Source organism: Halopseudomonas pachastrellae, assembly GCF_900114765.1.
In the GTDB taxonomy this organism is placed as follows: domain Bacteria; phylum Pseudomonadota; class Gammaproteobacteria; order Pseudomonadales; family Pseudomonadaceae; genus Halopseudomonas; species Halopseudomonas pachastrellae.
Genome location: NZ_FOUD01000002.1, coordinates 184,518 through 195,895, shown reverse-complemented (window position 1 = coordinate 195,895; position 11,378 = coordinate 184,518). Strand labels below are relative to the sequence as shown.

Below are 11,378 nucleotides of genomic sequence, written 5' to 3'. Positions count from 1 at the left end.
ATTCGCGGTCTATTCAGCGTGATTTGTCGATAAATAAGGAGGAAGACGCCATGAGACGTTCATTGATAATCGGTAGCATGCTGTCGATTATGGTTTGCAGTTCATCCGTATACGCCCTGGATGGTATTACCCTGGAAGGCGGTCACACCAACGAATCGACTGATACGCTGCGCCTGGGGCTGCAGTTCGACTTTGGCCGCACCCTGTGGCAAAGCGACGGCGGCGGCGCGGTACTGAGTGGCTATTGGGATGCCGGTTACACTCACTGGAGTGGGCTGGATACCGAGAGTGTCACCCTGACGCCGGTATTTACCCTGAGCTTTCCCGGTAATGGTGGCGTAACGCCCTTTATCGAGGGAGGCATCGGTGCGGCAGTGTTTACCGAAACCAACCTGGATGATCGCCGCGATCTGGGTTCCAAGTTCCAGTTTGAAGACCGTATCGGCGCAGGCATGCGCTTTACCTCCGGTGCCGAACTGGGTCTGCGCTACTACCACTACTCCAACGCCGGCATCAAACAGCCCAACCAGGGTATCAACAAGGCGGCTGTTTACTATCGCCACCCCATCTGACGGGCGTCAGGAAGCATCGCCCCGATGCTTCCTGGCCAGTTGCTGCATGCGGTATTGCTCGCGGTACAGGTGAGCAAAGCCGTGCAGCACTGGCATCACCAGTGCCCAGATGCAGCCGAGCAACACCAGGGTGCTGGTGGTGCCCAGCGGCAAACCGACATCAGCCAGGCGGGCGCCGGCCAGATAACTCAGCGGCCCACCGATTGCGCCCAGTATCACTGCCCGCCAGATAGGTTTTGCGGTCCAGCCCAGGCAGTGGTTCAAGGTTGTCCCCAGCAGCGCCCAGAGCACGGCCAGCCACAGCGGTATCAGGGTGTCCTGCTCGCGAAACTCCAATACACCCAACTGCAGCAGAAACGAGTCCAGTGCGGCGCCGGCCAGCATCACCGAGGCCACCAACTTGCCTTCGGCAGCCCAACTGCTGGTCCAGAAAAAGTGCACCAGCAACGCCACCAGCGGTACCGCTAGCCAATAGCTGTTGCCGCCCAGTACGCAGGCCAGCCAGCCAAGCTGGAACAGCACAGCATTGGCGATCAGTCGCCGGTCAGGCATGTCACTCCCCCAAGATGGTGTCTCCAGGGCGGGCATCGGGTTTGCCGAGCAGAATCTGTGCGGTGCCGATACCGCGCTCTCGAAAGCCCCCCTCGCAGTAGCAGAGGTAGAACTCCCACAGCCGGAAAAAGGCGTCATCATACCCGAGTTGCGCCAGCTCACCACGGTAGCGCTGCAGGTTGTGGTACCAGTGGCGCAAGGTGCGGGCGTAATGCAGGCCGATATCTTCCATATGCAGCATGGCCAGGTCGGTGTGCTTGCGGGTCAGCTCGCCGATGATGCTGACCGACGGCAGCGAGCCGCCGGGGAAGATATAGCGCTGGATGAAATCCACGCTGCGGCGGGCCTGTTCATAGCGTTGATCGCGAATAGTGATGGCCTGCAGAAGCATGAGGCCATCGGGCTTGAGCAGGGCTGCACAGGCCTTGAAGTAGGTGGCAAAGTAGGCATGCCCGACGGCCTCGACCATCTCGATGGAGACCAGCTTGTCGTATTGACCTTCCAGCTCGCGGTAGTCCTTGAGCAGCAGGGTGATGCGGTCCTGCAGGCCGGCTTGTGCAATGCGCTCCCCGGCCAGGCGATATTGCTCCTGCGACAGGGTTGTGGTGGTCACCTTGCAGCCGTAATGCTGGGCGGCATAGATAGCCATGCTGCCCCAGCCGGTGCCAATTTCCAGCAGGTGATCATCTGCAGTCAGCTCCAGCTTGCGGCAGATGTGCTCCAGTTTATTTATCTGGGCGGCGTGCAGGTCGTCGCTCCCAGGCGCAAAGATCGCCGCCGAGTACATCATGCTCGGGTCCAGCAGCCGTTCGAACAGGTCGTTGCCCAGATCATAGTGCGCGCTGATATTACGCCGCGAGCCGCTCAGGCTGTTGCGGTTGAGGCGGTGCAGCCACTGCAGCGCCGGTTGCCCGAGCCGGGCCAGGCCGGTCTCCATGGCGTCGAGCACATCCAGGTTGCGTACAAACAGGCGGGTAACGGCGGTCAGATCTGGCGTGCTCCACATGCCCTGAAAGTAGGACTCGCCGGCACCGACGCTGCCATTGCAGGCAATTTGCCCCCAGGCGGCCGCATCGTGCAGACGAATTTCAGCGTGCAGGCCGTCTTGATCGGGCTGGCCAAAGTCTAGCGCTTCGCCTTCCAGGTGCAGCCGCAGGGTGCCGCGCTGCAGCAGTTGCAGGCGAGACAGCACAGCCTGGCGAAACAGGCGCTGCAGCCAGCCCTCGCGTTCTGGCGCGGTGCTGCAGGTGAGTTCAGGTCTGCTCGGTTTCATGTCCGGACTCCTTGCGCGAATGCGCCGCCACCGATTGCGCGGCGGGCGCATGGTCAAACAACGGTATGCCTTTGAGCAGCAGACGCAGGGCCTGCCAGTAGATGCCGCTGACGGTGCGCAGCACCATAAAGGGGAAGCGGACGGCCTCGCGGCGCAGTAGCGCGGCGCTGAGCGGCTGGCGCTGCAGGCCCATGCTGGCGTCGAACAGTCGCCGGCCGTCCTGGTGGTGTTCTATACGCACTTGCAGGCGCTCGGCCGGCGTACTGAAGTGCATTTGGTACTCGGCGTCGCAGGGCAGAAAGGGGGAAACGTGAAAACGCTTGGCCAGGCTGAAGTGCTGGCGCTGCTGCCCGGGGTCCGCTTCCAGCAGGTAGCTGAAGCGTTCGCCCCAGGGGGTATTGGTGACCTCGCAGATGATCGCGCGCAGTTGACCGCGCAGGTCATGGCAATAGAAGAACGAGACCGGGTTGAACAGCATGCCGAAGCTGCGAATTTGCGTCAGCAAGCGGACCGGACCGTCCAGCGTCAGGCCCAGTTGCTCGTACACCAGGCGCTGGGCGCAGGCTTTCAGGCTTTCGTGCGGCTGGCGCTCGGCGCGCAGGTAGTCGCCCTCGGCAAAGCGCATCGGCGACCACCAGCGGCCGCCCCAGAGCGCACTCAGGCCGAATACCTCACGCTGCTCATCCAGATCGAGCAGCAGCAGGGTAATCCGGTAGCGGAACTGATGCCAGCGCGGCTGATGCCGGCGGTGCTGCAGTTGGCCGCTGTAGAGTGCGCTGGCGAGGCTCATCAGAGGCGCTCCCCGAAGTGCGCGGCAACGCGCAGTGCACTGACTACGCCGTCTTCATGGAAGCCGTTGGCCCACCAGGCACCGCAGAAGAAGGTGTGCTGCTGGCCGAGCAGTGCTTCCCATTGCTGCTGGGCGGCGCTCGCGGCCTGGCTGAACTGGGGGTGGGCGTAGTTGAAGCGCGCGAGTATGCGCGACGGATCAATGTGCTCGGTCTGGTTGAGGCTGACGCAGAAGGTTTCCGGGGCCTGTATGCCCTGCAAGATGTTCATGTTGTAGGTCAGCGCGGCGGGGTTATTCTGGTCGCCGCCGAGGCGGTAGTTCCAGCTGGCCCAAGCTAGCCGCCGGCTTGGCAGCAGGCTGGTGTCGGTATGCAGCACCACGTCGTTGTCGGCATAGCGGATGGCGCCAAGAATGGCCTGCTCCGCGTCGCTGGGCTGCTCCAGCAGGTTCAGCGCCTGGTCGCTGTGACAGGCGAGTATCACCTTGTCAAAGCGCTCTTCGCCCTGCCGGCTGACGATGCTTACGCCCTGGGCATCGCGGCGAATGCGCTGGACCGGGCAGTTCAGGCGTATGTTGCGGGCAAAGGGCGCGGTCAGCGCTGGTACGTAGCTGCGCGAGCCGCCCTGGATAACCCGCCACTGTGGCCGGTTGCTGACCGACAGCAGGCCGTGGTTATGAAAGAAGCGGACAAAAAAGGCCAGCGGAAAGTCCAGCATGTCGCGCAGGGACATAGACCAGATGGCTGACCCCATCGGCACGATGTAGTGGTCGATAAAGCAGCGGCTGTAGCGGCGCTCGCGCAGGTAGTCGCCAAGAGTGGTCTGGGTGTTGGCCTCGGGTTTTTCCAGGTCGGTTAGCGCTTCGCGGTTGAAGCGCAGAATATCGAACAGCATGCGCAAGAAGCTGGGCGACAGCAGGTTGCTGCGCTGGGCAAACAGGCTGTTGAGGTTGTTGCCGTTGTATTCCAGGCCGCTGGCTGGATCACATACTGAGAAGCTCATCTCGGTGGGCTGCGAGGCCACGCCGAGTTTGTCGAGCAGGCGAATGAAGTTGGGGTAGGTCCAGTCGTTGAAAACAATAAACCCGGTATCGATGGCGTACTGCTGTTGCGCCACCTCGACATCCACGGTGTGGGTGTGCCCGCCGACCCAGTCGTTGGCTTCGAACACGGTTATTTCATGGCGACGCGCCAACAGGTGCGCCGCCACCAGGCCGGCAATACCACTGCCGACAATAGCAATTCGCATCAGTTAGCCTCCTGTTGTGCCGTGATTTCAGATTTGCGGCGGCGTCGGGTCAGGGCCACGCGCAGCCCGGCCGGCAGCGCTGCAATCAGGCGCAGTACGCTGATGAAACGGCCGGGGAAGCGGATCTCCCGTTGCCCGCGTTCCAGTCCACGCACTATGCGGCGGGCGGCGTCTTCTGCGCTGACGCGCATAGGCATGGCGAAGTCGTTGTTGGCGGTGAGCGGGGTGTCGACAAAGCCGGGGCTGATCAAGGTGACTGCCACGCCCTCGTCGGCCAGATCCAGTTCCAGCGACTGCATCAGGTAGCGCACGGCGGCCTTGGAGGCGCCGTAGGCTTCGGCGCGCGGCAGTGGCAGGTAGGTCACGCTGCTGCCGACGGCTGCCAGGCGTGGCGCGCTGCTGCGCCGCAGTAGTGGCAGGGCCGCTTCAATGCAGTTGGCGGTACCCAGCACGTTGACGCGCATCACGCGTTCGAGCAGGGCGGCGGAGAAGTGCGGCAGCTCCATGTACTCGCAGGTGCCCGCGTTGAGGACGGCCCAATCCAGCCCACCCCAAGCAGCATCGATACGCTCGGCGGCCTCGCGTACGGCGTGAACGTCGGTCAGATCGGCGGTGACCACCAGGAGCTGATCGGGGTAGCGTTCGGCCAGCGCCAGCAGTGGTTCGCGGCGGCGTGCGGTCAATGCTACCCGGTGGCCTTGTTCAGCCAACTGCTCAGCCAATGCCAGGCCGATGCCGCTGGAAGCGCCGGTCAGCCAGATTCTGCGTTGATGGTTCATGTCAGTCGTCTCTTGAGTAAGCGTATGACGCTGCCGAGCAGCGGTATGTGTTCGTACAGCAGTGCGCCCGCGTCGTAGTGATCCCGGTGTCGGTACACCTTGGCGTCGCGGAACCACACCTGGCTTACGCCCGGAACGCTGACTTCGCGTCCGCCGGCCAGTCGGGGGTGGCGGTAGTACAGGGTCCAGCACAGCAGCGCCTGCTCGTCATCTACCGGCGAGCACTGGCTGAATTCAACACGTACGGATTTCAGGTTGCTGTAGAGGTTGCTGCAATAGGCCTCCAGCGCGGCCAAACCATGCACCTGATGCAGTGGGTCGGTGAACTGCACCTCGGGGTGATACAGCTCGGCCAGCCGATCAAGGTTGTCGCTGTTGAGGCTGGCGAACCCCTGGGCGAAGGCATCGATCTGCTGTTGGCTGATCATGCTGTGTCTCCTGCCTCGCGGAAGGCGTCGATGGCGCGTTGGCGGCTGCTGCGCAGGTCAACGATGGGGGCAGGGTAGGCTGGCTGCTCGGCAAACAGGTCTGCCTGGCGCGGCAGATGGATGTCGCGCGCAGGCAGCTCGGCGAGTTCCGGCAGCCACTGGCGAATAAAGCTGCCGTCCGGGTCGCATTTCTCGGACTGGCTGACCGGGTTGAATACACGGAAGTAGGGCGCGGCATCGGTGCCGGTCGAGGCGCTCCACTGCCAGCCGCCGTTGTTGGCAGCCAGATCACCGTCAATCAGGTGCTGCATGAACCAGCGCTCGCCTTCGCGCCAGTCGATCAACAGGTTCTTGGTCAGGAACATGGCGCTGACCATGCGCAGCCGGTTGTGCATCCAGCCGGTGGCAAGCAGCTGACGCATGGCGGCATCGACCAGCGGAATGCCCGTGCGGCCCTCTTTCCAGGCAGCCAGGCCCTTTGGGTCGTTGCGCCAGCGCACCGACTCGGTTTCCGGGCGGAAGGCGCGGTGTCTTGAAACGCGCGGGTAGCAGACCAGAATGTGCTTGTAGAACTCGCGCCAGAGCAGCTCGTTTATCCAGCTCACGACGCCGGGGTTGCCACCGTCAAATTCGCCCTGATTGATGCGTAGCGCTGCATGCAGGCACTGGCGGGGCGACAGCACGCCGGCAGCCAGATAGGCCGACAGGCGGCTGGTGGCATCAAGGTCCGGGCGGTCGCGGTCTTCGGCGTAATCTTCCAGCAGCTCGGTGCAAAAGTGCTCGAGCCGCTCCAGCGCGGCCTCTTCGCCGGCAGGCCAGAGCGCCTGCTGGTCGTCGGTCGGGCGCTCAAACTGATCAAAGCCTGCCGTTGGCTGGTCGCTCTCGATGTCATGAGCCTGCTGACGCTCGGGTGCTGGCAGGCAGTCCGGCAAGCGGCGATGCAGGCTGGCGTAGGCCTGTTTGCGGAACTGGCTGTAGACCTTGTACATGGTGCCGTTCTGAGTGGTCAGGCTGCCTGGCTCGAAAAACAGCTGGTCGGTGTAGCGCCGGCACGCCAGACCGGCCTCGCCGAAGGCCGCGGCAACAGCTTCATCGCGCGCCTGCTCGTGCAAACCGTACTCGTTATTAAAGTGCAGCGCCTCGGCGTTCAGTTGCTGCGCCAGGTTCACGAGCAGCTCGGGGCAGTCAGCCCATGCCTCTGCCTGCAACAGGCGCAGGGCAATGTTGCGTTCAGCGAGCTGGGCTTGCAGCGCGATCAGGTTGCGGCGCCAGAAGTCGATCTTGATGGGTGCATCGTCGTGCGCACGCCAGTCGTTCGGCGTGGTGATAAACACAGCAACCACCTCGCCTTGCTGGCTGGCATGCCAGAGTGCGTTGTTGTCGTGCAGCCGCAGGTCGCAGCGCAGCCAGCACAGATGCAGGGGGCGGCTCATGGGCGAGCTCCGGTATGGCGGCGCTGACAGGTCAGGTTATTCATCTTCATATCGCGTTGCGCAGGCTGAGTTCGGGCGGATGCGGTTGCAGATAGGCCTGTTGCTGCAGGTAAGGGTCGGGGTGACGCAGCAGGTGATGCTGCAGCAGGGTGACCGGCACAACAAGCGGCACGATACCGCTGCGGTAGTGGTTGATCAGTTGCTGCAGCTCTGCCTTTTCCGGCGGGTTGAGTACCTTCTTGAAGTGTCCGGCCACGTGTTGCAGTACGTTGCTGTGCCCGCGGCGACTGGCGGGACGCCGCAGTGCGGCCATCAGTTCAGCGAAGTAGGCATCGGCGGTGTCGCGCAAGGCGGCGCCGCGACCCGGGTTGGCCAGCATCTGCCCCATTTTGCGGTAGCTGGGTGACTGGTGCGCCATCAGCAGATACTTGTGGCGTGCGTGAAACGCCAGCAGACGGCTGGGGCTGAGCTCCTCGCGCAGCAGTTGCTGCCAGTGCGAGTAAACGATGACGCGGTTGACGAAGTTCTCGCGCAGCACCGGATCATTCAGGCGACCCTCTTCTTCAACGGGCAGCAGCGGATTGGTCTGCATCAGGCGAGCGGCGAAGATGCCCTGGCCGGTTGCCGGCGCAGGGTGGCCGTTGGGCTCGTAAACCTTGACCCGCTCCATACCGCAGCTGGGTGATTTCTGCATGAAGATAAAGCCGCACAGCTCCTCGCACAAAACCGATACATCGTCGGCGTATTGCTGCAGGGCGTCGGTCACGTCGAGGGTGTGATCCACCGTGCCAACGGCGCGGGGGGCTGCCGGGTCGCCGGCAAGGCGGATTGGCTTGCGCGGCGTACCCAGGCCAATGGCAACTTCAGGGCAGAAGGGGCGCAGCTCAAACAGCGCGCCCAGTTGCTCGGTGCACAGGCGCGAATGCTTGTGGCCAGCGTTGAAACGGACCGGGTCGCCAATCAGGCATTGGCTGATGCCGACGGGGATGCGCGCAGAATTGGTAGATCGCATGGCTTATCTCCTGTACAGCTTGAATCGCTTTTGTACAAGGATAAGACTGATTTGGTTATTTTTGTATAAGTTTTTTCGCCTTTCGTCTGTCAGTTGATACCAGTTGTACTGATTTGGTGCTGCAAAGCTGACTGCTCAGCGCTTGCCGAGCAGTACCTGTGCGGCCTCGCGGCCGCTCAGCCAGGCGCCTTCAAGACGGCCGGACTGGCACCAGTCACCGCAGGCGTACAGGTTCAGCTCGGGGGCTGCCAGTGCGCCCCACTCGCGGTCTTCGCCGGGGCGGGCGTAGAGCCAGCGGTGGGCGTGCAGGAAGCGGGTGGCCGGCAGTGTAATGCCAAGCGCCTTTGCCAGGGCGTCGACCAGGTGCTCTGCAACCTCCTGCGCCGGGGTATCCAGGTGATCATTCGCCCACGCGGGCGTGGATTGCAGTACCCAGTTTGCTGCCTCACTGCGCCCGGGCTTGCTGTGGTTGGCACAGACCCAGTCGAGCGGGCCGCAGCGCACGAAGGCAGCGTCCAGATCGATGGCCAGTGGAACGTCAAAGCCGACCGAGACGGCCCAGCCCGGCTCCATCTGCGCCTGCCTGGCAGCATTGGCCAGCGCCGGCGCGGACTCCAGTAAAGGCACTGCCTGAGGGGCGGGGGTGGCAACGATGACCTGCTGATAGGGGCCATAGGTTTGCGCGTCGGTGTCCACCAGCAGCCAGCCAGCCTCTACCTGCTGCAGCTCAGCGATACGGGTGGCGCTGTGTAGCGGTATATCCCCGATCAGGCCGCGACTTAGCGCGGTCATACGCGGGGTGCCGACATAGCGCGGCTGGTCATCGTCCGAGCGGTGCAGGCCCTGCTCATCAATCCGATACAAGCGCGGCTGCCAGGTGGCAACCCAGCCTTGCTCCTGCCAGTGTTCGACGGCAGCGCGGAAGGCGCTGTTTCGAGCGGTGAAGTACTGGGTGCCGACATCAAATTCACCCTGCTCGGTGCGCTTGCTGCTCATGCGGCCGCCGCTGCCCCGGCTCTTGTCGAAGATGTCGACACTGATGCCGGCCTCGTGTAGGTGTCGGGCGGCACTGATACCGGCGATGCCGGCGCCAATTACGGCTACGCTCATAATGTGATTTTGTCCTGTTCAGGGTCGCTGTATGGGGCCGTTTTACCCCGGCGGAACAGGAAAAGCTATACATTGATAGGTTGTTTGTATAAAAATTTATACGTCGTTGGTGTCGCCGCTGTCTCGCATGTTGTCCATTTGGCAGTTTGGCGTGCCCGTGCTTGCCCCGTGGCCTGTCAGGTCATAGTGTGGCGGCTCGAAGTACTGACGACAGGGAGTCCATATGAATCTATTGCTGACCGGCGGTACCGGTCTGATCGGGCGGCAGCTGTGCCGCCAACTGGTAGCGGCAGGGCATCAGGTGTCGGTCTGGAGCCGTCGCCCCGGTGAGGTTGCGGCCCTGTGCGGCGCACAGGTGCGCGGTGTGGCCAGCCTGGAGCAACTGGATGACAGCCCGCTGGATGGCGTTATCAACCTGGCTGGTGCCCCTGTGGCGGATCGGCGCTGGAGCGCCGAGCGCAAAGCGCTGCTATGGCAGAGCCGGGTGACGCTGACCGAGCAATTGGTGCAATGGCTTGGCCAGCGCGCGCAGCGCCCCGAGGTGCTGGTTACGGCGTCGGCGGTGGGTTGGTACGGTGATGGCGGCGATACGCCGCTGACCGAGGCCAGCCCGGCGAAGGTAGAATACACCCACACCCTGTGCGATGCCTGGGAGGCGGCGGCGCGGCGCGCGGCGTCTTATGGTATGCGGGTTTGCGTGTTGCGTATTGGCTTGGTGCTGGCGCCTGATGGCGGCTTTTTGCAGCGTATGCGTCTGCCCTTTAGCCTCGGGCTGGGCGGCCCGCTGGGTTCCGGGCGGCAGTACATGCCCTGGGTGCACCACAGTGATGTGGAGGCGCTGTTGCAATGGCTGGTAGAGCGCCCCGATTGTCGCGGGGTGTATAACGGTACCGCGCCGACGCCGGTGACCAACCGGGAGTTCAGCCGTGAGCTGGGCAAGGCGCTTGGCCGGCCAGCGGTGTTGCCGGCACCGGCTCCGGTGCTGAAGCTGGCGTTGGGCGAGATGTCGCGGTTGCTGCTGACCGGGCAGCGGGCGCTGCCGGCCAAGGCAGAGCAGGAAGGATTTGTGTTTCGTTACCCGCATCTTGAGACCGCACTGGCTCAAGTGCTGCAAAAGCAAAAATGATGGTTGTTGATCCGTTGGAGTGAGTGAATGTCTGAACGTGGGGTTTTGCTGGTTAATCTGGGCTCGCCAAAGAGCACTCAGGTTGCCGATGTGCGGCGCTATCTGAATCAGTTTCTGATGGACCCCTATGTGGTAGATCTGCCCTGGCCGGCGCGCCGGCTGCTGGTCAGCCTGATATTGCTCACGCGTCCCAAGGCCTCGGCGCATGCCTACGCCTCAATCTGGTGGGAGGACGGCTCGCCCTTGCTGGTGATCAGCCGGCGGGTGCAGCAGGCGCTGCAGCAACAACTGGATATGCCGGTGGAGCTGGCGATGCGCTACGGCGAGCCGTCCATCGAGCAGGGGCTGCTGGCGCTGGCGGCCCGGCCGGGGATACGCGAGGTGTTGTTCATGCCGCAGTACCCGCAGCATGCTGACAGCACCATCACCACCTCGGTGCACGAGGCGCAGCGGGTGATCAAACAGCATGGTCTGGACATTCGCTTGAACGTCGTACCGGCGTTTTATGACCGACCTGATTATCTCGCAGCGCTGGCCGACAGCATGCGGCCCTATCTGGCGCAGGGGTTTGATCACCTGCTGCTGAGCTACCACGGCTTGCCCGAGCGACACCTGCGCAAGGCCGACCCGACGGGGGCACACTGTCTGGCGTCCGGCGACTGCTGCGAACGCGCTTCTGCTGCCCACGCCACCTGCTATCGCGCGCACTGCAGCTACGTCAGCCGCGAACTTGCGGCCCGCCTGGAGCTGGCGCCAGAGCAATGTTCAATGGCTTTTCAGTCTCGCCTGGGGCGTGACAAGTGGATCGAACCCTACACTGAAAATCGCATCGATGAGCTGGCAGCCCAGGGCGTCAAACGGTTGCTGGTAGCGTGCCCGGCCTTTGTGGCCGACTGCATCGAGACGCTGGAGGAGATTGGTGACCGTGCTCGCGAGCAGTTTGTCGCGGCCGGCGGGGAAGAGCTGGTGCTGATCCCCTGTCTGAATGATGACCCTCAATGGGTCAAGGTGCTTGCCGACTGGGCGCGCAACACGCCCGTGCAAGCCTGAGGTTGG

The 11,378-nt window shown here is 63.2% G+C and carries 12 protein-coding genes; 3 read left to right on the top strand and 9 right to left on the bottom strand.

Translation table 11 applies throughout. The features are described 5' to 3' along the window. Positions 1–50 precede the first annotated feature (50 nt). A complete protein-coding gene (locus tag BM116_RS02615) occupies positions 51–572 on the top strand; it encodes an acyloxyacyl hydrolase (RefSeq protein WP_235846673.1) in 522 nt (173 codons plus the stop codon). A 6-nt stretch (positions 573–578) separates the two neighbouring features. Here BM116_RS02615 and BM116_RS02610 read toward each other — a convergent pair whose 3' ends face one another. The 9 genes from BM116_RS02610 to BM116_RS02570 form a co-directional block, all read right to left on the bottom strand. After that, on the bottom strand, positions 579–1,124 hold the full coding sequence (locus BM116_RS02610; RefSeq protein ID WP_083726099.1) for a DUF2878 domain-containing protein: 546 nt from the start codon (positions 1,122–1,124) through the stop codon (positions 579–581). A gap of 1 nt (position 1,125) precedes the next feature. Then, entirely contained in the window at positions 1,126–2,397 is a 1,272-nt protein-coding gene (locus BM116_RS02605) for an SAM-dependent methyltransferase (protein ID WP_083726101.1), read from the bottom strand. Further along, positions 2,378–3,187 (bottom strand): DUF1365 domain-containing protein, encoded by an 810-nt coding sequence (locus BM116_RS02600; protein ID WP_083726103.1) that lies wholly within the window; start codon positions 3,185–3,187, stop codon positions 2,378–2,380. Before BM116_RS02600 ends, BM116_RS02605 begins: the two co-directional genes overlap by 20 nt. Then, positions 3,187–4,434 (bottom strand): NAD(P)/FAD-dependent oxidoreductase, encoded by a 1,248-nt coding sequence (locus BM116_RS02595; RefSeq protein WP_083726105.1) that lies wholly within the window; start codon positions 4,432–4,434, stop codon positions 3,187–3,189. Before BM116_RS02595 ends, BM116_RS02600 begins: the two co-directional genes overlap by 1 nt. After that, entirely contained in the window at positions 4,434–5,213 is a 780-nt protein-coding gene (locus BM116_RS02590; protein ID WP_083726107.1) for an SDR family NAD(P)-dependent oxidoreductase, read from the bottom strand. The genes BM116_RS02595 and BM116_RS02590 overlap by 1 nt, the downstream gene beginning before the upstream one ends. After that, positions 5,210–5,641, bottom strand: coding sequence for a nuclear transport factor 2 family protein (locus BM116_RS02585; protein ID WP_083726109.1), 432 nt, complete (start codon positions 5,639–5,641; stop codon positions 5,210–5,212). Before BM116_RS02585 ends, BM116_RS02590 begins: the two co-directional genes overlap by 4 nt. Next, positions 5,638–7,062, bottom strand: coding sequence for a deoxyribodipyrimidine photo-lyase (gene phrB / locus BM116_RS02580; RefSeq protein ID WP_083726226.1), 1,425 nt, complete (start codon positions 7,060–7,062; stop codon positions 5,638–5,640). The genes BM116_RS02585 and phrB overlap by 4 nt, the downstream gene beginning before the upstream one ends. Before the next feature lie 58 nt (positions 7,063–7,120). Then, positions 7,121–8,086 carry a YbgA family protein gene (locus BM116_RS02575; protein ID WP_083726111.1) on the bottom strand — a complete coding sequence of 322 codons (966 nt, stop codon included), beginning with the start codon at positions 8,084–8,086 and terminating at the stop codon, positions 7,121–7,123. A 135-nt stretch (positions 8,087–8,221) separates the two neighbouring features. Further along, entirely contained in the window at positions 8,222–9,196 is a 975-nt protein-coding gene (locus tag BM116_RS02570) for an NAD(P)/FAD-dependent oxidoreductase (RefSeq protein ID WP_083726113.1), read from the bottom strand. A 223-nt stretch (positions 9,197–9,419) separates the two neighbouring features. Here BM116_RS02570 and BM116_RS02565 point away from each other — a divergent pair, with 223 nt between their 5' ends. Both BM116_RS02565 and hemH read left to right on the top strand, forming a co-directional pair. Next, positions 9,420–10,322 (top strand): TIGR01777 family oxidoreductase, encoded by a 903-nt coding sequence (locus tag BM116_RS02565; protein ID WP_083726115.1) that lies wholly within the window; start codon positions 9,420–9,422, stop codon positions 10,320–10,322. Positions 10,323–10,349: 27 nt separating this feature from the next. Continuing rightward, on the top strand, positions 10,350–11,372 hold the full coding sequence (gene hemH / locus BM116_RS02560; RefSeq protein ID WP_083726117.1) for a ferrochelatase: 1,023 nt from the start codon (positions 10,350–10,352) through the stop codon (positions 11,370–11,372). The last annotated feature ends 6 nt before the right edge of the window (positions 11,373–11,378 follow it).

What these genes read in the sequence shown, in the direction of transcription:
- BM116_RS02615 (WP_235846673.1), top strand. Translation starts at nt 51, where the DNA reads ATGAGACGTTCATTGATAATCGGTAGCATGCTGTCGATTATGGTTTGC.
- BM116_RS02610 (WP_083726099.1), bottom strand. Translation starts at nt 1,124, where the DNA reads ATGCCTGACCGGCGACTGATCGCCAATGCTGTGCTGTTCCAGCTTGGC.
- BM116_RS02605 (WP_083726101.1), bottom strand. Translation starts at nt 2,397, where the DNA reads ATGAAACCGAGCAGACCTGAACTCACCTGCAGCACCGCGCCAGAACGC.
- BM116_RS02600 (WP_083726103.1), bottom strand. Translation starts at nt 3,187, where the DNA reads ATGAGCCTCGCCAGCGCACTCTACAGCGGCCAACTGCAGCACCGCCGG.
- BM116_RS02595 (WP_083726105.1), bottom strand. Translation starts at nt 4,434, where the DNA reads ATGCGAATTGCTATTGTCGGCAGTGGTATTGCCGGCCTGGTGGCGGCG.
- BM116_RS02590 (WP_083726107.1), bottom strand. Translation starts at nt 5,213, where the DNA reads ATGAACCATCAACGCAGAATCTGGCTGACCGGCGCTTCCAGCGGCATC.
- BM116_RS02585 (WP_083726109.1), bottom strand. Translation starts at nt 5,641, where the DNA reads ATGATCAGCCAACAGCAGATCGATGCCTTCGCCCAGGGGTTCGCCAGC.
- BM116_RS02575 (WP_083726111.1), bottom strand. Translation starts at nt 8,086, where the DNA reads ATGCGATCTACCAATTCTGCGCGCATCCCCGTCGGCATCAGCCAATGC.
- BM116_RS02570 (WP_083726113.1), bottom strand. Translation starts at nt 9,196, where the DNA reads ATGAGCGTAGCCGTAATTGGCGCCGGCATCGCCGGTATCAGTGCCGCC.
- BM116_RS02565 (WP_083726115.1), top strand. Translation starts at nt 9,420, where the DNA reads ATGAATCTATTGCTGACCGGCGGTACCGGTCTGATCGGGCGGCAGCTG.
- hemH (WP_083726117.1), top strand. Translation starts at nt 10,350, where the DNA reads ATGTCTGAACGTGGGGTTTTGCTGGTTAATCTGGGCTCGCCAAAGAGC.